21 protein-coding genes are annotated in these 25233 nt (G+C 62.3%); 7 read left to right on the forward strand and 14 right to left on the reverse strand.

From position 1 onward, the window contains the following. Positions 1 to 93 precede the first annotated feature (93 nt). Together NKH02_RS00975 and dhaL are read left to right on the forward strand one after the other, a co-directional pair. Positions 94 to 1101, forward strand: coding sequence for a dihydroxyacetone kinase subunit DhaK (locus tag NKH02_RS00975; protein ID WP_352875689.1), 1008 nt, complete (start codon positions 94 to 96; stop codon positions 1099 to 1101). Between the two features lie 26 nt (positions 1102 to 1127). Beyond that, a complete protein-coding gene (gene dhaL / locus NKH02_RS00980; protein WP_352875691.1) occupies positions 1128 to 1769 on the forward strand; it encodes a dihydroxyacetone kinase subunit DhaL in 642 nt (213 codons plus the stop codon). Positions 1770 to 1790: 21 nt separating this feature from the next. Here dhaL and derI read toward each other — a convergent pair whose 3' ends face one another. The 14 genes from derI to tssH form a co-directional block, all read right to left on the reverse strand. After that, a complete protein-coding gene (gene derI / locus NKH02_RS00985) occupies positions 1791 to 2228 on the reverse strand; it encodes a D-erythrulose-4-phosphate isomerase (RefSeq protein ID WP_352866808.1) in 438 nt (145 codons plus the stop codon). Positions 2229 to 2255: 27 nt separating this feature from the next. After that, the gene (locus tag NKH02_RS00990; protein WP_352875693.1) at positions 2256 to 3023 is read right to left on the reverse strand and encodes a triose-phosphate isomerase; all 768 of its coding nucleotides are present in this window, start codon (positions 3021 to 3023) and stop codon (positions 2256 to 2258) included. Positions 3024 to 3085: 62 nt separating this feature from the next. Continuing rightward, positions 3086 to 4024, reverse strand: a complete 939-nt coding sequence (locus NKH02_RS00995; RefSeq protein WP_352875695.1) for a sugar phosphate isomerase/epimerase family protein — start codon at positions 4022 to 4024, stop codon at positions 3086 to 3088. Next, on the reverse strand, positions 4024 to 5541 hold the full coding sequence (locus NKH02_RS01000; protein ID WP_352875696.1) for a glycerol-3-phosphate dehydrogenase: 1518 nt from the start codon (positions 5539 to 5541) through the stop codon (positions 4024 to 4026). The genes NKH02_RS00995 and NKH02_RS01000 overlap by 1 nt, the downstream gene beginning before the upstream one ends. Beyond that, on the reverse strand, positions 5538 to 7097 hold the full coding sequence (locus NKH02_RS01005; RefSeq protein WP_352875697.1) for an FGGY-family carbohydrate kinase: 1560 nt from the start codon (positions 7095 to 7097) through the stop codon (positions 5538 to 5540). The genes NKH02_RS01000 and NKH02_RS01005 overlap by 4 nt, the downstream gene beginning before the upstream one ends. 93 nt (positions 7098 to 7190) lie before the next feature. Continuing rightward, positions 7191 to 8132 carry a D-ribose ABC transporter substrate-binding protein gene (locus tag NKH02_RS01010; protein WP_502913071.1) on the reverse strand — a complete coding sequence of 314 codons (942 nt, stop codon included), beginning with the start codon at positions 8130 to 8132 and terminating at the stop codon, positions 7191 to 7193. A 38-nt stretch (positions 8133 to 8170) separates the two neighbouring features. Then, on the reverse strand, positions 8171 to 9304 hold the full coding sequence (locus tag NKH02_RS01015; RefSeq protein ID WP_352866796.1) for an ABC transporter permease: 1134 nt from the start codon (positions 9302 to 9304) through the stop codon (positions 8171 to 8173). 26 nt (positions 9305 to 9330) lie between these two features. Continuing rightward, complete coding sequence (locus tag NKH02_RS01020; RefSeq protein WP_352875698.1) at positions 9331 to 10872, reverse strand: sugar ABC transporter ATP-binding protein; 1542 nt, start codon at positions 10870 to 10872, stop codon at positions 9331 to 9333. After that, entirely contained in the window at positions 10869 to 11525 is a 657-nt protein-coding gene (locus NKH02_RS01025) for a DUF2291 family protein (RefSeq protein ID WP_352875700.1), read from the reverse strand. Before NKH02_RS01025 ends, NKH02_RS01020 begins: the two co-directional genes overlap by 4 nt. A 33-nt stretch (positions 11526 to 11558) precedes the next feature. Continuing rightward, positions 11559 to 12569, reverse strand: coding sequence for a sugar-binding transcriptional regulator (locus NKH02_RS01030; protein WP_352875701.1), 1011 nt, complete (start codon positions 12567 to 12569; stop codon positions 11559 to 11561). Positions 12570 to 12998: 429 nt separating this feature from the next. After that, complete coding sequence (locus NKH02_RS01035) at positions 12999 to 14711, reverse strand: glycerol-3-phosphate dehydrogenase/oxidase (protein WP_502913760.1); 1713 nt, start codon at positions 14709 to 14711, stop codon at positions 12999 to 13001. Beyond that, the gene (locus tag NKH02_RS01040) at positions 14708 to 15484 is read right to left on the reverse strand and encodes a DeoR/GlpR family DNA-binding transcription regulator (protein WP_352875702.1); all 777 of its coding nucleotides are present in this window, start codon (positions 15482 to 15484) and stop codon (positions 14708 to 14710) included. The genes NKH02_RS01035 and NKH02_RS01040 overlap by 4 nt, the downstream gene beginning before the upstream one ends. Continuing rightward, positions 15481 to 17016: an FGGY-family carbohydrate kinase gene (locus tag NKH02_RS01045; protein WP_352875703.1), complete on the reverse strand. Its 1536-nt coding sequence runs from the start codon at positions 17014 to 17016 to the stop codon at positions 15481 to 15483. Before NKH02_RS01045 ends, NKH02_RS01040 begins: the two co-directional genes overlap by 4 nt. 611 nt (positions 17017 to 17627) lie before the next feature. After that, positions 17628 to 20423, reverse strand: a complete 2796-nt coding sequence (tssH, locus tag NKH02_RS01050) for a type VI secretion system ATPase TssH (protein WP_352875704.1) — start codon at positions 20421 to 20423, stop codon at positions 17628 to 17630. A 333-nt stretch (positions 20424 to 20756) separates the two neighbouring features. Here tssH and tssA point away from each other — a divergent pair, with 333 nt between their 5' ends. From tssA to tssE, 5 genes are read left to right on the forward strand one after another with little or no spacing between them, the layout of a single operon-like run. Continuing rightward, positions 20757 to 21929, forward strand: coding sequence for a type VI secretion system protein TssA (gene tssA / locus NKH02_RS01055; protein WP_352875705.1), 1173 nt, complete (start codon positions 20757 to 20759; stop codon positions 21927 to 21929). Positions 21930 to 21935: 6 nt separating this feature from the next. Continuing rightward, complete coding sequence (tssB, locus tag NKH02_RS01060) at positions 21936 to 22475, forward strand: type VI secretion system contractile sheath small subunit (protein ID WP_027025877.1); 540 nt, start codon at positions 21936 to 21938, stop codon at positions 22473 to 22475. A gap of 3 nt (positions 22476 to 22478) precedes the next feature. Then, entirely contained in the window at positions 22479 to 23984 is a 1506-nt protein-coding gene (gene tssC, locus NKH02_RS01065; RefSeq protein WP_027035515.1) for a type VI secretion system contractile sheath large subunit, read from the forward strand. Between the two features lie 45 nt (positions 23985 to 24029). Then, positions 24030 to 24491 carry an Hcp family type VI secretion system effector gene (locus NKH02_RS01070; RefSeq protein ID WP_352866777.1) on the forward strand — a complete coding sequence of 154 codons (462 nt, stop codon included), beginning with the start codon at positions 24030 to 24032 and terminating at the stop codon, positions 24489 to 24491. Further along, complete coding sequence (tssE, locus tag NKH02_RS01075; RefSeq protein ID WP_352875707.1) at positions 24478 to 25233, forward strand: type VI secretion system baseplate subunit TssE; 756 nt, start codon at positions 24478 to 24480, stop codon at positions 25231 to 25233. The genes NKH02_RS01070 and tssE overlap by 14 nt, the downstream gene beginning before the upstream one ends.

Below are 25233 nucleotides of genomic sequence, written 5' to 3' on the forward strand. Positions count from 1 at the left end.
GAACATCTCTACGCGTGAAATACTCCTTGCCGGGTGGAAATCCCGGTAACACCCGGTATCATCTGCGAAAATGCCGAAATCGGGAGGATGCCGGTGCAGACCAAGAAGATCATCAATGACGGCAACCGCGCCGTCGACGAGATGCTGGAAGGCATTCTCGCCGCGCATCCTCGCCATCTCAAAAGCGTGGACGGCAGTCCACGCTCCATCATCGCCCGCGACGGACCGCGCCAAGGCAAGGTCGGCCTCGTGATCGGCGGCGGCTCGGGCCATGAGCCGAGCTTTCTCGGCTTCGTCGGCAAGGGGCTGGCCGACGCGGCGGCCATCGGCAACGTCTTCGCCTCGCCGCCCCCCGACCCGATCCTCGAATGCGCCAAGGCAGTCAGCGGCGGCGCCGGCGTGCTCTTCATGTACGGCAACTATGCAGGCGACGTGATGAATTTCGACATGGCCGCCGAGAAGGCTGCCATGGACGACATCGAGGTGCGCACGGTGCTGAGCACCGACGACGTCGCCTCGGCACCGCGCGACCAGCGGCACGAGAGGCGCGGAGTCGCCGGCAATTTCTTTATCTTCAAGGCGGCCGGCGCCGCCTGCGACCGGATGCTGTCCTTCGACGAATGCGAGCGTATCGCCGGGAAGGCCAACGACCACACTTTCACCATGGGCGTGGCGCTTTCGCCTTGTTCTCTGCCGCAGACCCGCCGGCCGAATTTCGAGATCGGTCCGGACGAGATGGAAATCGGCATGGGCATCCACGGCGAACCAGGTATCGCGCGCGGAAAGCTGAAGACAGCCGACGAGATCACCGACGAGATGCTGGACAGGATCCTCGACGAGATGGCGCCGGCGCGCGGCGACAAGGTCGCGGTACTCGTCAACTCGCTTGGTTCGACACCGCTGATGGAACTCTACATCATGAACCGGCGCGTGAAGCAGAGGCTCGATGATGTCGGTGTGTCCATCCACGCAAGCTGGGTCGGCAATTACTGCACCTCGCTTGAAATGGCGGGTGCCTCTATCACCTTGCATCGGCTGGACGGCGAGTTGCAGACGATGCTGGACCACCCATGCGACTGCGCCATGTTTCGCGCCGGCTAAACCTGCTCTGCGGCAAGGACAAAGACGTGACGACAATCGACACCGCCCGCCTTGCAGGCATGTTCGCAACGATCGCAACCGCCATGTCAGCGGACAAGGACAGGCTGTGCGCGCTTGACGGGGTTATCGGCGACGCCGACCACGGCATCGCGATGGAGCTTGGATTTTCCGCGGCACGCGATGCGGTAGCCATACTTGATATCGGGGCGACCGATCCGACCACCTTGCTCAACACGGCGGCAAAGTCGTTCCTGAACGCCGTCGGTGCCTCCTCCGGTCCACTCTATGCCACCGCGTTCATGCGCGGTGCGGCAGCCGTCAAGGGCAAGACGACGCTTGACGACGCGGACGTGATCGCCCTGTTCCAGGCCATGGCCAAGGGCATTCAGGATCGCGGCAAGGCCGTATCAGGTGAAAAGACGATGATCGATGCATGGGAGCCGGCAGCGCAAGCGGCGGGCGAAGCGCTGACTTCCGGCAAGGATCTGGCGGGCAGTCTCGAGGCCGCCGCGCAGGCGGCAAAGACAGGCGCGGAAGCGACCAAGGGGATGGTCGCCACCAAGGGCCGGGCTTCCCGCCTAGGCGAGCGCTCCATTGGCCATATGGACCCAGGCGCCGCGTCCGCCGTGACCGTGATCGAGGCGATGCGGGTCGCCTTGACCAGATAACTCAGCAGCAGGTCCCTCGCGTCAGCGCTTGGCGTCGAGTTTGTCGACGGCTTCCACGTTTGCGGCGGAGGGGCCGTTCGGATCGAACTCCGAGGCCAGCCACGCGTCGGCGATCGATTTCGCCAGTTCCGGGCCGATGACGCGGGCGCCCATGGTGATGATCTGGGCATTGTTGGACTTGGCGGCGCGCTCGGCGGAATAGGTGTCGTGGGTCAACGCGGCGCGAATGCCCGGCACTTTGTTGGCGGAGATGCTGACGCCAATGCCGGTGCCGCAAAACAGGATGGCCCGGTCGTAGTTGCCGTCCACAATTTCGTGGCCGACCGCGGCGGCGATATCGGCGTAGAATCCGGTTTGGCTGAGATCAACGACCTGCAACTCCGGCTTGGTGGCGAGATGCTTGGCGATGACATCGAGCAGTGGCTTGCCGGCGCTGTCGGCTCCAAGTGCGATCTTCATGGTGATGAACTCCTTCTTGCTTCGAGGTCAGCGCGCTATTGCGGCCGACGCCTTTTTCAGAATGTCGATATAGCCTTCCGCTTGCCACGCCGAGCGGCCGATGAACAGGCCGTCGATATGCGGCTGGCCGATCAGGTCGGCCGCGTTGCCGGGATTGACGCTGCCGCCGTAAAGCACAGGCGGGGCAATCGGCAACCGGTCGGCGGCAACCTTCTTGATCAGCGCCTGCTGCTTGTCGGCATAGTCGGCGCTAGCGGGAATGCCCTTCTCGCCGATCGCCCAGACCGGCTCGTAGGCAAAGAGGATTTCTGCCTTCAGCTGATCGCCGCTCAGCTCCTGCAGCGCGCCGAGAACCTGTGCCGTCAACACCGCCTCGGCGCGGCCGGATTCACGCTCGCCCAGCGTCTCGCCGACGCAAATCAGCGGCACGAAACCGTGCCTGACCGCAGCCGCCGTTTTCAATCCCACGGTCGCATCCGTTTCGCCGAAATGCTCGCGGCGTTCGCTATGGCCGAGTTCGATCAGATCCAGCCCGCAATCTTTCAACATCACCGGCGAGATCTCCCCCGTCCAGGCGCCGGCGTCGGCCCAATGCATGTTCTGGGCGCCGACCTTCACGCGGGTGTTGGCAAGCGCTGCCTTGACTTGCCGCGCGGCGGTGAACGGCGGAATGACAAAGGGCTGTATCGCCTGATCGAAACCCGGCACGAAGGCCGCAAGCGTATCGGCGAACTGCAGCGCCTCCGACAGCGTCTTGTTCATCTTCCAGCTCGTGCCGACCCAATATGGGGTCATTCCTTTCTCCTTCAACGCGTGTTTTCCTGGCCACCAGTGCCGGCGTCGAGCCGGCATTTCACTCAAGCCCGAGGCTTTAGACTGTCGCGGCCACTATCGATGTAGGGCGCCCAGAAATCCACCGACTCGCGGATCATATCGATAACCTGATGGTCGACTGGTTCCCTCTCCCTGAAGGAAAGTTCAAGGCAAATTTCGTTGTCGGTTCCGCCGCCCTGCCGAACCGCATCCAGCAGCTTTTGCGGAACTATGCGGCCGTCCTTGTTGTAGGCGGCAGTGAACGGCCAGTGCCCGCCCTTGTTCATGGAAGACTGCTTGATATGGATGATCGGTGACCGCAATGGAAACGCCTTCGCCCAGGCGTAGGAATCGGTGTCGGCAGGATCGGGCGAGGTGACGTCGCCATGGTCGATATCCACCATCATCTGCATCGGGATGGACAGGTTCGCCGCATCGATGGCGCTTTGCAGCGTGGCGCAGCTTTCGATCGTGTGGCCGAACTCGCGGCCCACCGACATCGGCTCCCAGAACAGGTATGTCAGACCTGCCGCCTTGGCGTGTTCGGCCACCTCGCGCCAGCATTCGAGCGCGATGTCGAATAGCGCCGCCCGCCGTTGCGGATCGTCAAAATCCTTATAGGTGAAGATGGCGAACTGCGTGCCCATGCCTGATGCGCCGAGTTCGGCGGAAATGTCGGCGAATGTCTTGAACCAATCGACATAGTAGCGCCGGACATCCGCGTCCGGGTGGCCGAAATGGTTGAGCCGGCCATAAGGCCCGGTCATGCCGGAGGTGATCCTGACACCGGTCCGCGCCAAGGCGCTGTTGAACATGCGCAGGAATTTGGCAATCGTTGGCGCCGGCCAGCCCGGATTGACGAATTCGTGCGTCAGTTGCACGTCGCGGATGCCGATGCCGTATGCAATCGCGTCGATCAAATCGTCTGGATCGGCGAAGCGGTTGACCAAGGGATTGGTGTTGAGGGAAAGCGTGAAGGCCATCAGTCTGCCGTTGCCATGATGTTACCAAACCAGTCTTCGAACGCCTTCCGCTCGGCTGCATTGATATGCAGGCCGTGTTTGGTGCGGCGTTCCAGTATATCGGCTGATGTGCCGGCCCATTCGGTCTCGACCAGGAATTTCGCCTCCCGTTCATAAAAATCGGGGCCGAAGCGGCGGCCGAGATCCGTCGCGCTTCGTGCGCCGGCGAGCAATTGCCTGGCACGGGTTCCATAGCTTCGAGCGTAGTGCTTCACCAGCGATGGACTGAGCCACAAAAACTCGGAATGCAAGTCGCTCAGGAACTGTTCGAAGTCCGCGTTCGGCATGTCGCCGCCCGGCAAAGGACTATTGGCCGTCCAGGCTTTCTTCATCGCCGGAAAGAACGGCTGGATCTTTTCCAGCGCATGTTCGGACAGCTTGCGGAAGGTGGTGATCTTGCCGCCGAATACCGAAAGCAGGGGCGCGTTACCATTGGAGGCGTCGAGTTCGAAAATATAGTCGCGAGTCACCGCGCTTGGGTTGTCGGCATTGTCGTCATAGAGCGGACGCACGCCGGAGAAACTGTGGACCACGTCCTGAGGTGTGAGCTGCCGCTTGAAATAGCGATTGACCACCTTGATCAGGTAATCGACTTCGCTGGCCTCGGCCGCCACTTCCTCGGGCCTGCCTTCGTAGGGAATGTCGGTCGTGCCGATCAGCGCCAGATCGTTCTCATAGGGGTTGACGAAGATCACCCGCTTGTCGCTGTTCTGGATGAGATAGGCCTGCCGTCCCTCCCAGAACTTGGGCACGACGATATGGCTGCCTTTCACCAAGCGAACATTGCGCGTGGAATTCTGGCCGGCGACGCGGCTGACAATGTCGTTGACCCATGGCCCCGCCGCGTTGATCAGTGCCCGCGCCCGGACTTTCGTGACCGCACCCGTACGGCCATCCTGCATGTCGATCGACCACAATCCGTCTTCACGGCGCGCCGCGATACAGGCTGTGCGCGTGAGCACCCTTGCGCCGCGCTGCCTGGCGTCCAGGGCGTTGAGCAGCACCAGGCGCGCATCGTCGACCCAGCAGTCTGAATATTCGAAGCCGCGCTTGAATTCGTCCTTGATCGGCGCGCCTTCCGGCGACGTTCTCAGATCAAGCGTCCTGGTTCCCGGCAGCCGCTTGCGGCCGCCGAGGTGGTCGTAAAGAAAAAGCCCGAGCCGGACCAGCCAGGCCGGCCTGTCTTGCGGGCTGTGCGGAAGAACGAAGCGCATGGGCCAGATGATGTGCGGCGCCGCCTCGAGCAGCACCTCGCGTTCGATCAACGCTTCGCGAACCAGCCTGAATTCATAATACTCCAGGTAGCGCAGGCCGCCATGCACCAGCTTGCCGGAGCGCGAGCTGGTGCCTTGAGCGAGATCGTCCTTCTCGCACAGGATGACGGACAGCCCGCGACCTGCCGCGTCACGCGCTATGCCGGCCCCATTGACGCCGCCGCCGATCACGAAGAGATCGACGACATTTGTTGTATTGCTCAAGATCTTGCTCCTGTGCGGTGCGCCATGCCCTTCCACACCGGCCGAAGCGCCCGGTGCGCCGCAACGAAGGAAGGGAAGAGCGCATCGTAAGTTTGCGAAAGCGCCTCGTCATAGGCATCGCAGTCGCCGAGAAGCGGCGTCACCCACTCGGCGGCGCAGTCTTCCATCGATCCATAGACGCCGAGGCCGACCGCGGCCATCATCGCGGCGCCTGCCGCGCCGGCTTCCTGGCGGCTGCTGGTGCGTACTTGCGCCCTTGTCGCCGCCGCGATGATGCGGCGTAGGGACGGGCTGCGCGCGGCGCCGCCCGACAGCCGTATCTCGCCCGGCACGGTGCCCATCGCCTGGTAGCAATCGCGTGCGGCGAAGGCCAACCCTTCGAGCACGGCGCGCGCCAGGTCGCCGAAGCCGTGCTTGACTGAAAGGCCGATGAAGCCGGCGCGGGCGTCGGGGTCGACGAACGGCCCTCTTTCGCCGGCCAACGAGATGTAAGGCTGGTAAATCAGCGATCCCGGCTCCGATGCTTCCACCCACACATCGAGGGCCTTCAGCAACTCGTCATGAGAAGGCTTCCCGCCAGCCGTGGCGAGCACGTCGCGCGCAAGGCCAAGCAGCCAGTCGATGTTGAGCGTCGCCGCCATGTTGGACTGCAGTTGCGCATAGCCGCCCGGGACAGGCATGGCGATCGTGTAGCCGGACCCATCGTCGTTCAGAATGACATCGTCGGGAGTGGCCGCGAAGCGCGTGTGTATGCCGGTCGAGCCGATGACCGTGCAGCCGACATTGCCTGAGGGATCATAGAGGCCGGCTCCGAGAGCCGTCATGACCATATCCACGTACCCCAGCACAACCGGCGTGCCCTCGAGCAGGCCGGTCTCAGCTGCCGCCGGCCGAGACAGCGGATGATGGTCCGTGGTGCCTTCGAGCATGGGAGGCAACAGGCGGCGATGCGTCGTCAGATCCAGTATGTCGAGGGCTTCGTCGGAATAGGTGCGCGACCGAAAATCGCCGAAGGTGAAGGTTCCTTCGGACGGGTCGGTGGCGCGTTCGCCCGTCATCTTGAAGTAGAGCCAATCCTTGCAATGCAGTGCGGTCGCCGCCCGCTCCAGCATGTCCGGACTGTTCTTTTTCATGAAGGCCAACTGGGCACCCTGCTGACAGGAATTAAGCCCCGTGCCGGTGAGCTCGAACCGTTTGCGATCCCGGGGATCGGCGCGCATCTCGTCCACCAGATGTCCGGCGCGGGCATCGAGCCACAGCCACGCGCGCGAGACAGGCAAGCCGTTGCCATCGATCAGCCAGGTTCCGTCGCCCTGCCCGGTGATGGCAACCGCCGCGGTTCGTTGCGCGAGGTCGGGGATTTTGGCCGCGAGATCGCGAACGGTCCGGGCCATGTCGCGCCAGGTCTGATCGAGGTCCTGCTCGGCGCCGCCGCCTTCCAGCGTCACGAAGCTGTTGGGCACCGACGTCATGGCGAGCTGCCGCCCGGACAGATCGAAAGCGACCGATTTGATCACCGACGTTCCCGCGTCGATGCCGATCAGCAGGTCTTTCATGACGCAAATTCCGGTTGGTGATGAAGGCAGTTCACGAGGGCAATCTCGTAGAAGAGGCAGGGAGTGTCCGCAAGGACACCCCCTGTGCAGGTTTTACTCAGACAGCACGAAGGGTGCCGTGTACTTGTCGACATTGTCCTTGGTGATGAGAAGGCAATCGAACAGCTGCTTCTCGGTCGCCGCACCGGTGGCGCCCGTCTTGATGAACGAGTCCGCCTGCTGCACGGCCTTGGCCGAGAAGATGGCGACCGGCTGAAGCACGGTGTACTGCAGTTCACCGGACTTGATCGCCGCAACCGCATCCGGGGAGCCGTCGAAGCCGCCGACCTTGATGCCAGCCAGCTTGCCGGCCTCCTTCAGCGCCGCAACCGCACCGAGCGCCATTTCGTCATTACCGCTGATCACGGCGATGATGTCGGGATTGGCCTGCAGCATGCTCTGCATCTTGTCGTGGCCTTGGGTACGGTCCCAGTTGGCAACTTGCGAAGCAACCTTTTCGAGGTCCGGATACTGGCTCAGCACAGTCGCGTAGCCATTCGAGCGCGTGGCTGCATTGTTGTCCGACGGGGCGCCGAGCAGTTCGACATATTTGCCCTTTTCACCGACCGCCTGCACCCATTGCTGGGCACCCAGAGCGGCGCCCTGCGCGTTGTTGGAAACGAGCTGCCCCTTGGCGAGGCCTTCCTGGTTGATCTCGGCATTGACGAGGAAAACCGGGATGTTGGCGGCAATCGCCTTCTTCACCGCGCCGACAGAGCCGTCGGCATTGGCCGGATCGAGGATGATGGCCACCGACTTGTTGGTGATGGCGGTGTCGATCAGGTTGCTTTCCGTGTTGGTGTCGCCCTTGTGGGCGCCGACATTGGCCGTATAGCCGAGCTTCTCGGCTTCGGCCTTGGCGACGTTGCCCTCGGTCAGCCAGTAGGGGTTGGCCGGATCGTTGACGATGATCGAGATCAGGCCCGCGGCCGACGCGGCCGCCGTAAACCCGACGACCATCGCGGCGGCGAGCAAGCTCTTAAGCATGGTTTTCATGTACATTCCTCCAATGACTACGCGGTGTTGCTGCCAGTTCATCTGGCAGTCTTCCCTTGGGCAGGATTGGCCGCTTCGGCCTTCCCCCGTTTCTGAGAAGTCGGTTGGCCACCCGTCGAAGCCGGGAGCTTGCTACGGCGGCGATACTGAACGGCATTGAGCAGCACGGCGAGTACGATGACGGCGCCCGTGAACACTGTCTGCCAGTAGGATGAGATGCCGATGATCACCAGACCATCGGACAGGAAGCCGATGACGAAGGCCCCGAGCAGGGTTCCGCGGATATTGCCGCGCCCGCCGGTCAGTGCCGCGCCACCGATGACGACGGCCGCGATGGCCGTCAGTTCGTAAGTGGTGCCGGCGGTCGGTCCCGCCGACGTCAGCTGCGAAGACAGGATCAGGCCGGCAATGGCGGCACAGATGCCTGACAGCACATAAACGGAAATCTGCACGGTCTTGACCGGAACGCCGGACAGTTCGGCCGCGCGCTCATTGCCGCCCGAGGCATAGAGCCAGCGTCCGAAGGCGGTGCGGTTCAGGACGATGCTGCCGATGAGCGCGATCACCACGAGAACCACCACGCCGGTCGGCACGCCGAACAGGCGGTTGAAGCCAAGCGCATCGAAGCCGGTGTTTCCCAGCTCCGGCTTGCCGCCGAGATTGTTGTAGGTCAGGCCGCTGGTCATCAGCAGCGCCAGGCCTCGCGCCATGTACATGACGCCGAGCGTCGCGACGAAGGCCGGAACCTTGAAGCGCGCGATAAGCACGCCGTTGATCAGCCCGACAACGGCGCCCAGCATGCAGGCAAGCACGGCGACCACCCAGACCGGCGGGTAGAGAACGATGCCCAGCCAGGTCAGCGTCACGCCCTGCATCAGGAATCCGGCAACGACGCCGGCGAGCCCGAGCGTCGATCCCACCGACAGGTCGATGCCGCCATTGAGGATGACGAGCAGCATGCCGACGGCGAGGATTCCGAAGATGGCTACATGCGAAGCCATGGTCAGGAAATTCGCCACCGAGAGGTAGTAGGGCGACAGGAACGAGAAGACGACGATGATGACGATCAGGGCAAAGAAAGCGCGGCCTTCGAGCAGCAGCTTGGCGAGATCGAAGCCTTCGCCGCCCGCGCTCGGACTGGACTGTTTTCTGGCCTGGCTGACGTCGGTCATGGTCTGGGCTCCGAAGTTCCTGGTGATCAGGCGATCACGGCTTCGCCGGAGGCGGCCATGATCTGCTCTTTGGTGGCGTTGGCGCCGAACTCGGCTGAAATCCTGCCGCGCCGCATGACGACGATGCGGTGCGCGATGCTAAGGCACTCGTTGACCTCCGAAGTGGAGAAGATCACCGCAAGGCCCTGCGCGGCGCGTTCGCTCAGCAAGCGGAAAACCTCGGCCTTGGCGCCGACATCGATGCCGCGGCTCGGCTCGTCGAGAAGGATGACCTTGGGGTTGGTCGTCAGCATCTTGCCGATGACCACCTTCTGCTGATTGCCGCCCGAAAGCGATCCGATCATGGCGTTGCCGCCAGCGGTCTTGATGGTCACCTTGCGGATCGAATCCTCGACCAGCCCGCGCTCCCTGGAGCGGGACAGAAACAGCCCCTTGGCGAACGCTTCGATGCTGGCAAGCGAGAGATTGCGGCCGACGGTCATGGTCTGCACCAGTCCGTCGCGCTGGCGATCCTCGGGGACCAACACAAGACCCTTGGCGATGCGCTGGGCAATGCTCAGTCCCGAGACGTCCTCGCCCTCCAGAAGCGCGCGGCCGCCCGCCATCGGTACCCGTCCGGCGACGGCTTCCAGCAATTCCGTGCGCCCGGCGCCCATCAACCCATAGATGCAGACGATCTCGCCCGCTCTGACGTCCAGCGACAGATGATCGACCACGGAATAACCGGAGCCCGAAGTGTCGACAACGCTGACATCCTCGATCGACAGGGCGACCTCGCCGAACTCATGACCGGTCGGTGGCGAGCCGAGATCGAAATTCTCGCCGACCATGTTGCGCACGATCCACTCGAGGTCGATGTCCCTGGCTTCGGCTGTCGCCGTGATCGCGCCGTCGCGCAGGACGACGGCGTAGTCGGTGATCTGCAGCGCCTCTTCGAGATGATGCGATATGTAGACGATGGAAACGCCGCGGCTGGTCAAATCGCGGATCACCTTGAACAGCACCTCCACCTCTGTGGCACTGAGCGCCGAGGTCGGCTCGTCCATAATCAGGATGCGGGAATCGACCGACAGCGCCCGTGCGATCTCGACGATCTGCTGCTGCCCGAGGCGCAGATCCTCGACCAAGGTCATCGGATCGATGTCCTCCTCGAGATCGGCCATCAGCGCGCGCGCCTGGCGCGACTCCTCGGCGAAGTCGAGGCCAGTCCTGGTGCGCAGTTCGCGGCCCATGAAGATGTTGTCGCGAACGCTGAGGTTCGGCGCCAGGCTGAGTTCCTGGTGGATGATCGAGATGCCGCGATCGCGCGCGTCCGAGGACGAGGAAAAACTGACGAGATTGCCGTCGAGCACGATGTCGCCGGATGTCGGCGTGACCACTCCAGACAGGATCTTCATCAGCGTCGACTTGCCGGCGCCATTTTCCCCAAACAGCGTCGTGACCTTGCCGCGATGGATGTCGAAATTGACGCCCTTGAGCGCATGGACGCCGCCATACGACATGACAATGTTGCGCGCCGAAAGCACGGCGTCGCCATTCGCGGATCCGGTGCCGGCAGCCAAGTTCATTTGACCTCCAGCCTCACGGGAGTGACCAGCCAGCTCTTCGGATTGACCAGCTTGAAGGCGCCAACCACCGATATGGTCTTGCCGTTCAAGGTGCCGGTGTCGATTTTTGCCAGGACTTCCTTCTTCATCTCGTTGTTCAGCGCCGAGCCGGCGTCCTGGTATTCGATCTGGTTGGTGAATTGGCCGAATGTGATCTTGCCGGTGGCATCGCGCAGCTCGGTTCCGTTGATCGCCGGTCCCGTCTGCACGCGGACCATCAACGTGTCGGGCAAACCGTCGACTGCGACCTTGTAGATGCCCGATTTTCCCTCGCCGACGACGCCGCTGAACTTGACCGAGATGACCGGCCCGACACCCGCGGGCACGCCGTATTCCTTTTCGGCCGTTGCCCTGTCCTTGGCGATCGCCGTCGCCACCGTCACCGCGTCGGCGGCACGAGCCTCGACATCGGCCTGCACCTTGGGAAATTCCGACTTGCCGTAGTCGATCGCGGAAAAGACGACGCTGCGAACGTCGCCCGCGGAACCGATCCTGACCACCTTGGTGTCGAGCGCCATGGCGCCGAGCAGGACGAGAACCGCGGCGCCGGCAAGTGCCCGACGCAGGCCGGGCGAGGTCTGCCGGGTCGATGCGGTGACAGCCTTCGCGCTCATGACGCAACCGCCAGCAAAGCAGATCCGCGCTTGTCACGCATTTGACGATCCTCCGTTCACATGGCGCTTGGCACCATTGGATTGGTTCTGTTCGACAAGGGCACGGGCGGTGGATTCGTCGGTGATCAAGCCGCTCAGATAACGGCTTTCGAGCACCGCCTTGATCGCCCGCACCTTCACCTTGCCGCCGGCGACGGCGACGATCCTGCGGCCTTTCAACTGGTCACGCGGCAGCGCCAGGATTCTTTCCGACAGCGCCGTTTCCACCGGGCGCCCCTTGTCGTCGAAGAAATGGGCGAGCAACTCGCCGACGCCGCCATCGCGTTTGACCTCATCGATTTCGGAATGTTCGATCATGCCGGTAGCGACCAGCGACGCTTCCCGCTCGGCGGTCCCTATTCCGACGAACATCAGGTCGGACCGGCTTGCGAGAGCGAAGACATCGCTGATGCCGCGCTGGCCAAGCAGCACCTCACGGTCCTCGGCGGTGTTGGCGACGAAAGGCACCGGCATCACATAGGCCTGCGCGCCGGTCCGCTCGGCCAGGCGATGCATGACATCGTGCGGGTTGGCGGCAAATTTGCGCGTCACGCCGCCAAGCAGCGAGACGAAGCGGATATGGGCGGCGGCGGTGCGTGTCAGATACTCGACGCTTGCGGCAAGGGTGCGGCCATGGCCGACGCCGATCAGCATGTCTTCGCCACGATCGATCTCGCGCTTGAGAAACTGGGCGCCGGCGATGCCCAGCCCCTTCAGCGGCAGGTCTTCCTGGTCGAGATCCGGAACCACCTCGCAATAGTCGAGCCCGTATGCGGCGGTCAGGCGCTGCTCCAACTCCACACACTCGGCGACGTCGCCGTCGATAAAGACCCTGACCAGGCCCTCCTGGTTGGCCTTGGTGATGAGCCGGTGCGCCTTGAGGCTGGTCAGGCCAAGCCGCTTGGCCACCTGGGCCTGCGTCAGACCCCCGGCATAGTGAAGCCAGGCCGCGCGCGTGGCGAGGCTGGATTCATGGTCGCGGTTAGCGGTTCCGCCGGATTTCAAGCCATCTCCTCCCTGAGATGATATTATTATCTTTATCTGCAAAAATTTTCACATCCTTGCATTGCTGTCAATCCCTCACCCGATTTGGCGCATATCCTCGGTGGGAATTCACAGGCCTTGCCCCTCGCCGATACGCCGGCTTGCCGGGGTATCGGCGGTCAGCGTAGGCTTATTAGGAGGTCGGCATGTTAGGCGATCATACTGTTGTGTTAATTTAACGTCAACCGACGTTATCTAACGCTATAGACAGCGGGTTTGCAGAGGTCGCTGCCGCTAAAATTTCAGTTAATCATTTGTTTTTAATCACGTATATCCGATTGGACAAAAATCCCAATCAGGATGTGAGTTGCGGCGTTTGCACATGCGAAGCTATGGGCAAACCGATAGGATTGCCTCAAGAAAGAGTATCGGCATTGTCCAATGACGCGGTCAGTCCAACCGCATCAGGTTCCGGCCCTCGAGTTCCACAACCGCGGCCTCGATTTCCTGCGCAATGCGCCCAGCACTCCAGTCAAGCGCCCGCGCGGCGATCGACGCAATCTCCCGCAAGTCCCGGCCTGTCAGGGAACCGGCAATCGCCAAGGTGCTGCGGCGCATGACGATATCAGCCAGATGTTCGACGAATTCGTTGCGGACGATGTAGTCAATTTCCGACCGGCTGTAGCTTTCTGAATCCGGCAGTCGACCCTCATCATCCGACCCGTGCTTGGCGACCTGCGTGGCTCTGGTGCCGTATCGCGACAGCAGTTGATCGAGGCGCCGTTCCTCGATGCCCGTTTCCGATCGCGCCCGGGCCAGCCAGTCTATACGTGCCAAAGCATCGGGCGGAAAATCCCTGCCACCGCCAATCGGCATGGCTTGCGTCGTCACCTTGCGGCTGCACTGCAGACGATCGAGCACGGTGTCGGCGACTTCCTCGGCGAAGCCACGGAATGTCGTCCATTTGCCGCCGACCAGCGAGATGATCGCGAAAGGTCTGTTTCGATCCGGCTCGGCGACCGGCGCCGAGTGATCGCGGCTGATCAGCCCGGGCAACGATGCATCCGAGGCCGGCAGCGGCCTGATGCCGCTATAGGCATAGACGATCTGGTCGCGCTCGAACGCCATTCCCGGCAGCAGCGTCCGCACGCTGTCGAGCAGGTACTCGACTTCGTCAGGCTCGCAGCGCACCGCGTCGGGGTTGTCGGCCTTGATGTCGGTGGAGCCGACCAGCGCCAGGCCGAGATAGTCATAGACAAGGCAGATGCGGCCGTCGTCGGCCTCGAAATAGAGCATGCGCCCGGCCAGGCTTTCGACCAGTTCGTTATGCCTCAGCAGGATGTGCGAGCCCTTGGTGCCGCCGATCATCTTCGACGGCGCACCAAGCAAATCGTTGACGTCATCGATCCAGGGACCGGCGGCATTGACCACCAGCTTGGGCCGCACCGAAAATGCCGCGCCGTTTTCCGGCTGGAAGGTGAGCACGCCATCGGCCGAAGCCATCAGCGCCGTGTAGTTCGCGCTGGCCGAGGCCGCATTTGCCCGCAGTCCATCGAGGATCAGTTCGAGCACCAGCCTTTCAGGGTGGCTTATCTTGGCGTCGTAGTAGGTGCCGGTGGCTACGATCGAAGGATTGAGCGCCGGCATCCCGCTGAGCGCCTGGCGCCGCCCGACCATGCGGTGGCGCGGCATGACCTGGTTTCGCGAGCCATAGAAATCATAGATCATCAGGCCGATCTTGATCAGGATGGCGCCGCGGCTGCGCGGCGCGCTGGTCGAGCCGAACAGCGTTCGCAGCGCCGCCAGCATGCCCTTGCTCCAGGAAAAGATCGGGATGACGGTCGGCAGCGGGCTGACATAGTGCGGCGCGTTTTTCAAAAGCAAATTGCGTTCGAGCGTCGACTGCGCCACGAGACCGAACTCGCCGGTTTCGAGATATTTCAGGCCGCCATGGATGAGCCGCGATGGCGCGGCACTGGTGCCCGAACCGAAGTCCGCCTTGTCGACGATCAGGCAGCCGACGCCCTGCGCGCACAGGTCGCGAAACAAGCCCGCCCCGTTGATGCCGGCGCCGAGAATGACGACGTCGACCTCGCCGATCCCCGCCATGGCGACCAGACGCCCGGCAGGTTTTTCCGTACGTGTTCCTTCAGCTGGGCTCATGGTGCTTTCGTCTTGACGACGCGCAGCTTGACGCCGGCCCGTTCGAGGGCTTGCGCCCGCGCATCGCCTAGGCCTTCGGTTACCAGCACGACGTCGAAGCTGGTCAGATCGTCGAAGACATGCAGCGCGATCCTGTCGAACTTGGCATGGTCGATCAAAAGGATACGCTTGACCGATGCGGCCATCATCGCCTGCTTGACCCGCACGACATTGGGATCCTGAATGAAGGCGGTGGTTCCGGTGATGGCCGAAGCCGAACAGATCAGCACATTGGCGCGCAGCTGCGCCACGGCGTTCTCGCAGACGATGCCGATATAGGCATTGTAGGTGGCGTGGTACTGGCCGCCGAGGCAGATGAAGTCGATATCATCGACATTGGTCAGCAGCGACGCCGTCGCCACGGAGTTGGTGATGACGGTCAGCGGCTTGACGTCGAGCAGCAGCGTGGCGACGGCGTTTGCCGTCGAGGAATCGTCCAGCATGACCACCTGGCCGGCTTCGACACAATCCAGTGCTGCCCGCGCCAGCGCATCCTTCTCGGCCCGGTTGACCGTCACCCGATAGCGGAAGGCGCTTTCGTAGAGGCCGGACGGCTGAACCGTCACCGCACCGTGCAGCTTGCGCAGCACGCCCTGCTGCGCCAGCCGGTCGATGTGCCGGTGGATGGTCATGCGCGATACGCCGAAATGCTCGACCAGATCGTCGATGCGAACCTGGCCGAGCTTGATCACATAGTCGGCGATCTCTTCGCGTCGTTCGTCGGCCTTGATCATGTGGTTCCCCCGGTGTCTTGCCGCGCCAGCTTCTCGATCTCCGGCCAGTGCGGTTCGAGCGCATCTGCTATGCGGCCATAGAGGGAAAAGCGCTCGTTGAACACAGCACTGGAGGCAGGCACTGGCTCGTATTGGCGCGCCGTCATGCCGACCTGCCTGGCACCTTGTTGCGGCGTCGCGAAGATGCCGACCGCGGCACCCGCGCAAAGGGCAGCGCCAAAGGCGGCAGCCTCGTCGGTCGAGGTGATGGTGACCGGGGCATTCAGCACATCGGCGAACATCTGGACGAAGGCTGGATTGCGCGAACCGCCGCCGGTCAGGCGGATTTCGCGAACGACAAAACCTTCGCGCAGAGCTTCGACATGGGTGCGATGATTGAAGACAATGCCTTCCAGAACCGCCTTCAGCATATCGCCGCGATTGTGCCAGCCGTGAAGGCCGACAAAGCTGCCGCTGGCGACATCGCCAAAGGGGGAGCCGAACAGATAGGGGTGAAACAGGATGGACGACCGGTTCTTCAGCGCCGCGGCGATCTCTGCTGCCAGCAACTCATGGATCGAGCCACCCTCTAGCGATGCCTTTTCCTGCTCCGAGCGGCAGAACGTGTCGAGAAACCAGTCGTAGTTTGCGGTCGAGGCCGGTGAGATCGCCATGTTGTTCCAATGGCCCGCATCGATGGCGTTGCGACAGAACCAGCGCGGGTCGGCACGCGGTTCCGATGAGACGACTTCGTTGATCGAATAGGTCCCGGCGACGATGGCAAGCACGCCCTCCTCATGGCCGCCCATGCCGAGCGCCGAGGCAGTCACGTCATGCAGTCCGCAAGCGACGGGTGTTCCCTTGGCAAGGCCGGTCATTTGGGCGGCATTGGCGGTGACGTGGCCGACGATGTCGGCCGAATGCGCCATCGGCGGCAGCGCATCGAAAAGATCGTCCAGTCCGAAAATACGCAATGCTTCAGGCGCGAAGGCTTGCGTCTGGAAATCCGTGAATGAGGTGCTGGCCTCCGTGCGGTCGGTACCGATCGTGCCCGACAAGCAAAAACGCAGCCAGTCCTTGCAGGCCAGTATATGTCCGATGCGCCCATAGCGATCGGGTTCGTTTTTCCTGATCCAGGCCAGCAGCGCCGATGGCGCCGAGACGTGCGGCGCCTGGCCGGTGCGCGCCAACGCGTCTTCGAAGACCCGATCCGCCGACCATCTTTCGACAATCTCGCCGGCGCGGCTGTCGAGCGACAGGATTCCAGGCCCCAGCGGCCGACGATCCTTGTCGAGCAAATAGAGGCCGTCGCCATGCGCGGTCGCCGCCACCGCCTTGATGTCGTCGGCCGGCCGGCCGCACAATGCGATCGCCTCCTTGATTGCGTCGGCGGTCGCTTGCCAGAGGCCGATCATGTCGCGCTCCACCCAGCGTGCATGGGGCATCGATTGCGGAATCCGCCGACGCGCCACCGACAATTGCGTGCCATCGGCATCGAAGATCACCGCCTTGGTAACCGTGAGACCGTTATCGATTCCGAGCAGACTGGGCATGGTCACCGCCTCTTTCAGCGTCTGGCGATGCGCACTGCAAGGCAATCCTGCAGGCTGGAGCAAGGGCAACAGACATAGCGACGATCAACGCGCACGGTGATACAAGCGATGACACCCAATGGATCGAACGAACCATACCGTGATGTTAATTTAACGTCAATGGCTGAGATAATTCCCCATGTATCCATGAAATCCTAACATTTCAAACGATGCAAGATTGAAATATCGCTGATTTTGTTGTATTTTTTTGTCATGAAAATATCCCAACCGGACCGTTCATTCAGCCCGCGACATCATAGAGCCGAAAGGCACCGCGATGTTTGGCGTCAGGCAGGCCTTCGGGCCCGTATTGGAAGCCATATTCGAAATATATCGGCCTTGGCGCCAACACGCTCATGACCGGGCGTCGGCCTCGTTGGGCCTCGCCGTGAATGGCGAAGCCGGTGCAAACGCCCTTTTGGTCGTGCTTCGTGACGAGATCGACCTCACCTTAATCACGCTTGGTTTGCGCCAACCCGTTGAATTCAGGGCGGCAATATTGCCGCGATGATTCCTTCTACCACACCCCGGCAAGCCTCGGTTCCTGATGCGTCATCAAGATTCGCCCGAAGCTACTCGAAGGAATAGGTGAAGCCCTCCTTGGAGGCACCAACGGTCACCTTTGTCATCTTTTCGCCATCGAGCGAGCGGTTCAGCACGCCGCGGCTCAATTCAGGCAGAAGCGTATTGGTCAAAATGGCGTCGATCATCCGCCCACCGGATTCGATCTCGGTGCAGCGAGCCTTGACCAGGTCCATGACGCCGTCGCCGATCACCAATTCCGCGTCGTTGGTCGCACGCAGCCGACGAGCGATTTTGGCGAACTGGTGGCGGGTGATCGCTTCGATCATCGAATCCGAGAGCGGATAGTAAGGAATGGTCACCACCCGGCCGAGAAAGGCCGCGGGGAAGACCTTCAGCAACGGGCTGCGCAGCGCGGTGTCCAGATCGTCGAGCCCTGCTCGCAGCGTGCCATTCCTGGTCTGATCCATGATGACTTCGGAGCCGACATTCGAGGTGAGCAGGATCAGCGTGTTCTTGAAATCGATGCGCCGGCCCTCGCTGTCGTCCATCATCCCCTTGTCGAAGACCTGGAAGAATATCTCGTGCACGTCAGGATGCGCCTTCTCGACTTCGTCGAGCAGGATCACCGAATAAGGCTTGCGGCGGACCGCCTCAGTCAGGATGCCGCCCTTCCCGTAGCCGACATAACCGGGCGGCGCCCCCTTCAAGGTGGAAACCGTATGCGCCTCCTGGAACTCGGACATGTTGATCGAGATGAGGTTCTGCTCGCCACCGTAGAGCGTCTCGGCCAAGGCCAAGGCGGTTTCGGTCTTGCCGACGCCCGAGGGCCCGCAGAGCAGGAACACACCCACCGGCTTTTCCGGCGCGCCAAGCCCGGCGCGGCTGGTCTGTACGCGCTTGGCGATCATCTCCATGGCGTGGTCCTGGCCGACGACGCGTTCGGACAGGGTGACGGCGAGCCGCAGCGCCTTCTCGGTCTGGCTCGACAACATCCGCCCCGTCGGGATTCCCGTCCAGTCCTGGACCACCGCCGCCACGGCGTTGCGGTCGACCGACGGCAGAATCAACGGCGTCTCGCCTTGCGCCTCGGCCAGTTCGGCCATCAGTTCGCGCAACCGGGCGAGATCGGCGGCCGGATCGGGTGGAGGGGCATCGGCGGCCGCCGGTGTCTTCACGTCGGTTTTGGCCGTTTGGGTTTTGGGCGTTTCGGCCTTGGGCGTTTCGGCCTTGGGTGGCTGTTGCTCAAGCGCGTCCGCGTCTGCTGTTTCGCTATTGGTCTCCGGCGTCTCCACCGCATCGAGCGGCACACCTTCGCCGCGCAGCCTGGCGCGCAATTCGAGTATCTCGGCAACAAGTGCCTTTTCCCGATCCCAACGTTGCTGCGCGGCCGCCAGCGCGACCTCGCTTTCGGCAAGCCCGGTGTCGACCCGAGCCTGCCGCTCAGTCACCTCGATGCCGATCGCAGCCTCGCGGCCGATAATGCCGCGCTCGACCTCCAGCGCCTGGCGTCGGCGCATGATATCCTCGACCTCCGCCGGCGTGGCATGCTGCGATATGGCGACACGGGCGCAAGCGGTGTCGAGAAGGCTCACCGCTTTATCCGGCAATTGCCGCGCCGGGATGTAGCGATGCGACAGGCCGACCGCCGCCTCGATCGCCTCATCGAGTATCTGTACCTTGTGGTGCTGCTCCAGAACGCCGGCCACACCGCGCAACATGAGAACGGCCACCACCTCCGAAGGCTCGTCGATTTTTACCACCTGGAAACGGCGGGTCAGGGCCGGGTCCTTCTCGATGTGCTGCTTGTATTCCGCCCAGGTCGTTGCCGCGATGGTGCGCAATTCGCCCCGCGCCAGCGCCGGCTTCAGGAGATTGGCCGCGTCGCCGGTTCCAGCCGCGCCGCCGGCGCCGATCAAGGTGTGGGCCTCATCGATGAACAGGATGACCGGCGTTTCGGACGATTGAACCTCATCGATGACAGCCTTGAGCCGTTTTTCGAACTCACCCTTTACGCTTGCTCCCGCCTGCATCAGTCCGACATCGAGCATGCGCACACTGACGTTCCGCAGGCTGGGCGGCACGTCGCCCTCGGCGATACGCAATGCAAAGCCCTCGACAACCGCGGTCTTGCCGACCCCGGCCTCGCCGGTCAGGATCGGATTGTTTTGCCGGCGTCGCATCAGGATATCGACGATCTGCCTGATCTCCGGATCGCGGCCGACGACCGGATCGATCTTGCCGTCGCGGGCACGCTGGGTCAGGTCGGTGGCGTATTTCGCCAGCGCCGAATCGGCGCCCGGAGGCCGCTTCGGCGTTTCGGCCGCGGGAACCGCCATGCCTGCGCCGGCTTCGAGCGAGCCCTCCATTACGTCGGCGAACCGCGCGATGACCGCGGCGGCGTCGATCTTGTCAAACTCGCCGCTGATCTTCGACAGCAGGCCTTCCAGCACCGGCGTCTTCAGGCAGGCAAGCAGAATATGGGCGCTGCGGACTTCCTCGACGCCGAACTCAAGCGTTGCCAGGTTCCAGGCTTCCTGGATGGCATGGAAGATATGGTCGGAAAATTCCTCGATCGACGTGGCGCCGTAAGGCAGCTTATCGACGGCGCGGGTCATATCGGCGGTCAGCCGGCTCGCATCCAGTCCCGCATCGGCGATTATCATTTGCACATCCGAGCGGTCGGAAAGCACCAGTTGCTCGATGAAGTGGACGAGTTCAACGTAAGGATTGCCGCGCAGTTTGGCGGTGTCGGCGGCAGCCTTGAAGGCGCGGACACCCACAGGATTGAGCTTGCCGACCAGTTCCTTGCGTTTGAAGGTCTGCGATGACCGGCGCTGTTCCATCGAACGTGCTCCTGCAATCTGCCAGCCGATAAACTGCCACATAAGCCGTCACTTGACAAAGCGCGTGACGGACGGGCTCGATGACCGGCTCAGCCGGCTTCTTCCGCTTGTGGAAAATCCCGCGCCACCGGCTGCAAGCAACCACGGGTATTGGGCGCCCTATGCGATGCATTTCACAGCGGGGTTTTGCGATCACGCCACGGATTTCGTGCTCAAGAGCCCGCTGCATTTAGCTTCTGTTAATTTTTGAGCAGTCGTTCAATTGTGGTAAAGTGCGACGGTGTGATAACGTTGGGTCACATACGGTTTGAGGGCCGGGCGCTGGGGGTTGGTGTGATTGATGTCGCACTCTGGCTTGCTTCACTCGACGGTGAAAATCCGTCAGGGGAGGATTTGCGCAACGACCCGGCTTTTCATGAGCTGGAGCGCCTGACGGAACCCCAGGTCAAGGTCGTCCACGACGGCCACAACAAGCCCAACTCGCAAAGCACCATTCCGGTCGACTGGCCTGCAGTGCTCGCAAAGGCAGAGGAACTGCGACCGCATGGCCGGGACCTGCGCCTGCTCGTCATCGTCACGCGAGCGCTGGCCAATGAAGAAGGACTGGCCGGGCTCGCGCAGGGTCTGACACTCATTGCGCGGACCTTCGACCAACATTGGGCGACCATGCATCCGGCACTGCGGCCCAACGCTTCGCCACGCGATGCCGCCTTGCGCCGTATCAACGCGCTGCTCGACCTCCAGAATGGTCAGGACGGGTTGTTGGCGAACCTGCGGCAGATGACGTTCTTTGCGCCACGCTCGATCGGGCCGATCAGCGGACGCGATCTGGAACAAGGCGCGCTCGACGACCGTGTCATGCTCCAGGAAGCCGCCTCGGGATTGAATGCGGCGGAAAAAGCCACACTGGTCAGTGCGCACGGGCAACTCTTGAACAGGGTGCGTGCCGGATGTGTGGCACAGATGGATCAAGCCAACGCGGAGATGGTCTCATTCGTCGCCGACGCCCGGGCAGCGATCGCGGCTCTTGATGCGGTCGAAACCGCCCTCAATGCTCGCCTCGACGGCGGCGGCGCTCCTCTTCCGGAATTAAAGCGGTTTCTGCAGCGTTTGCTGACGACCCTCGAGCGGAATTCGGCAGCCGGCGCCGTAGCGAATGGCACGGCCAGGCCGCCCACGCCGGCGGAGCCGGCAGCGACTGCTCGAAACGGTCATGGAGCCGATACTATGGCAAGTGTGGCAAGCTACGCGGACTCGAGCACGGGGCTTCCCGACCGCATCTCCTCGCGCGACGACGTGGTGAAATGCCTCGACCTCGTCGTCGCCTTCTATGACCGCACCGAACCGTCGAGCCCGATTCCACATCTGGCGCGGCGTGTGCGCCGGATGGTGCACATGGATTTCGTTGAACTGATGGAAGATCTCGCGCCGTCGGGGCTGAAGGAATTCCGGCTCCTTGCCGGCGTTCCCGATGCCAAGAAGACGGCTCAGAAGGATGAAAGGTAAGAGCACATGCCAGCCGAAAGCAAAGCGAAGGTTATCGAACGAAATCGCGCGCCGCGGGTGCAGATCGCCTACGACGTGGAAACCTACGGTAGCCCGACGACGATCGAACTGCCATTCGTCATGGGTGTGATGGCCGACCTTTCCGGTGCTTCGCAAACCAAGGAAGCGTCAAAGTCGGTGCTGGACCGTTCCTTTGTCGAGACCGACGCGAACCGCTTCCCCAAGTTCATGGAGGCGCTCGGGCCTCGCGTCAAAGCCCGGGTGAAGAACACGCTGCCGCAGGCCGAAGGTCAGGAGCGCGACGAGGAGCTGGCGCTCGATCTTACATTTTCCAAAATGGGCGATTTCGCTCCGGACAAGATCGCCGAGCAGGTGCCGCAACTGGCCGAAATCCTCAAGATGCGTCGTCAGCTCGAGGAGTTGCTCGGCTTCATGGATGGCCGCGTCGACGCCGAAAAACGCATTGCGCAGCTTCTGAACAACGAGCCGCTGCTTGGCAAGATCGCCAGCCAGGCACTCGCCGACGACGACAAGACAGGGGAGTAAATCATGGCCGAACAGCAAAAGACCGCCGCAGTCGCCGCCGAGGCCGAAGCCATCGACCTCGGAGAATTCAGCGGGCTCCTCGAGAAGGATTTCAAGGTCAAGAAGGACGACAGCGAGAAGCTGCAGCAACTCGTCCGCAATCTCGCGCTCGCGGCACAGTCCCGTTCCGATACCACGACCATCTCGTCCAATGCGATCAAGTCGATCAAGTCGCTGATCGCGGGCATCGACAAGATGCTGACGACACAGGTCAACGAAATCCTGCATGCGCCGGAAGTGCGCGAAATGGAAGGCACATGGCGGGGCCTCTGGTATCTCATCAACAACACCGAGACGGATCAGAAGCTGAAGATCCGGGTGATGAATATCTCCAAGGAGCAACTGGCCGACACGCTCGAAGACTATGAAGGCCAGATGTGGGATCAGAGCCCGATCTTCAAGAAAGTCTATACGGATGAGTATTCCATGCTTGGCGGCGAGCCGATCGGCTGCGTCATCGGCGCCTACGAATTCTCGAACCATCCGCGCGACGTCGGCCTGCTGCGCAATATCTCCGGCATCTGTGCTTCCGCGCACACGCCGTTTATCGCAGCCGCCTCGCCGCGCCTGTTCCGCATGGACAGCTGGCAGGAATTGCCGAATCCGCAAGACCTGCAGCAGATCGTCTCCAACCCGGCCTATGCCTCGTGGCAGTCGCTGCGCGAGAGTGAGGACGCTCGCTACATCGGCCTGACCATGCCCCGTGTTCTGGCCCGGCTGCCATATGGCACGGATACCGTTCCGGTGAAGGGCTTCACCTTCGAGGAAGAGGTGCAAGGCGATCACAACAAGTATGTCTGGATGAACGCCGCCTTCCCGATGGGCGTGAACATAAACCGCAGCCACAAGCTCTATGGCTGGGGCACGCAGATCCGCGGCGTCGAGAATGGCGGCACGGTCCTCAATCTGCCGGTGCACAGCTTCCCCACCGATGACGGGTCGATAGCGATGAAATGTCCGACGGAAGTCGCCATCGACGACCGCCGTGAGGCGGAACTGGCCAAGCTCGGCCTGATGCCGATCCTGCATCGAAAGAATACCGATCTCGCGGCCTTCATTGGGGCACACTCACTGCAGGACGACGAGACACGGGCGGGACGGCTGGTCGATCCCGACGCGCAGTCCAATGAGCGGCTGAGCGCCAACCTGCCCTATCTCTTTCCGGTCTCGCGCTTTGCGCACTACCTCAAGGCCATTGCGCGCGACAAGGTCGGCTCGTTCAAGGAGCGCTCCGACATGCAGATCTGGTTGACCGAGTGGATCAACCGCTACGTGCTGGCCAACCCCGCCTTTGCCGACGACAAGGCGCGCGCCAAGCGCCCGCTTGCCGCGGCCGAGGTCCAGGTGGACAGCGTGGAGGGGCGGCCGGGCTATTACAACGCCCGCTTCTATCTGCGCCCGCATTACCAGCTGGAGGGCATCAATGCCTCGCTCCGACTGGTGTCGGAACTACCGTCCGTGAAGACTTGATCTGCAGCAACAACATCTTGATTTTGAAAGCGGTGGAGAAAGACAATGCCCACAGGTACCAAAATTGATGGCTTTCTGAAAGTTCCTGATATCAAAGGCCCAAGCATTCGAGACGGACATGAGGACGAAATCGAAATCCATGGGGTCGACTATAAAATAGTCGCGCCTTACGATCCGAATTCGCTCTCGCGCCGCGGCCGCGTCTCCTTGGGAATGATCAAGTTCACCAAGCATTATGACAAGTCTTCACCCTATCTGAAAAAAGCACTGTTCGAGAACAAGGCGCTGGACGAGGTGGTGTTTTCGGCGCGCCGCACCATCGATGGCGAGACCAAGGATTACCTGGTGGTTACGCTCACCGACGCCTCGATCATGGAATACGACATGTCGCAGGCCGAGGATGAGGAAGACCTGATCGAGGAAGAGGTCAGCTTCGCCTACAAGAAGATCAAGTTCGTCTATGACGACAATGACGAAATCGAAATGGATGTCTATGTCGGCAAGTGAGGGCCGGCGGCCCGACGCGGACAAACTGCAGGTGGGCGGTAGTTCGCGAGCAAAACGCGAAGCGGTCCAGCCCTCACTCTGGGACCGCCTCGTAGACGACCTGCCGGGCATGACCTCCGAGATAGACGGGCTGCGCCGGGCGTTGCAGGAAGAACTCGGCCTCGACCGGCTGGAGACACTGGTTGCGGGCAGCGCGCGGCTCATCGATGCCGATGCGGAGCTGACGGCCGATCAGAAGCGGCGTCTGCACCGCCTGGCCTTTCAGACCCAGCACCGCATGGAGATGGAAAACCGCGGGGTGGTCGTGTCGGCCCGCGTGCTCAGGGAGGCCGTGCGGCGCGATATCGAGGCTCTGTTCAACACTGAGCGCTTCGAGGCTGTCCCGCTTCTTTCCGATCTCGAAAGCGAGCAGGCAGGAGACAACCCGCCGTCGCTGGCCGATTTTCCGGAGGTGCGACGAAGCGTGCTGAACTATGGCGTGCCTTCCTTCTCCGGCCGTTCCTCCCGCGACTTTGATCGCGAAGCCCTGGCGCGTGAGATCCGCTCGGTGCTTGCAACGTTCGAGCCACGCCTCAAGGAAAGCTCGACGAAGGTCACGGTGACGCTTGGCGACAAGAGCGTGGGTTTGAAGATCGAGATTGACGCGGTGCTGATCATGACGCCGACGCCGGAGCGCATGCGCCTGCGCACCACGATCAATCTCGATAACGGCTTGGCGCGGACCGAATTTAGGGAGGCCTGA

This window comes from Mesorhizobium sp. M1396, from assembly GCF_040317725.1.
Classification (GTDB): Bacteria; Pseudomonadota; Alphaproteobacteria; order Rhizobiales; family Rhizobiaceae; genus Mesorhizobium.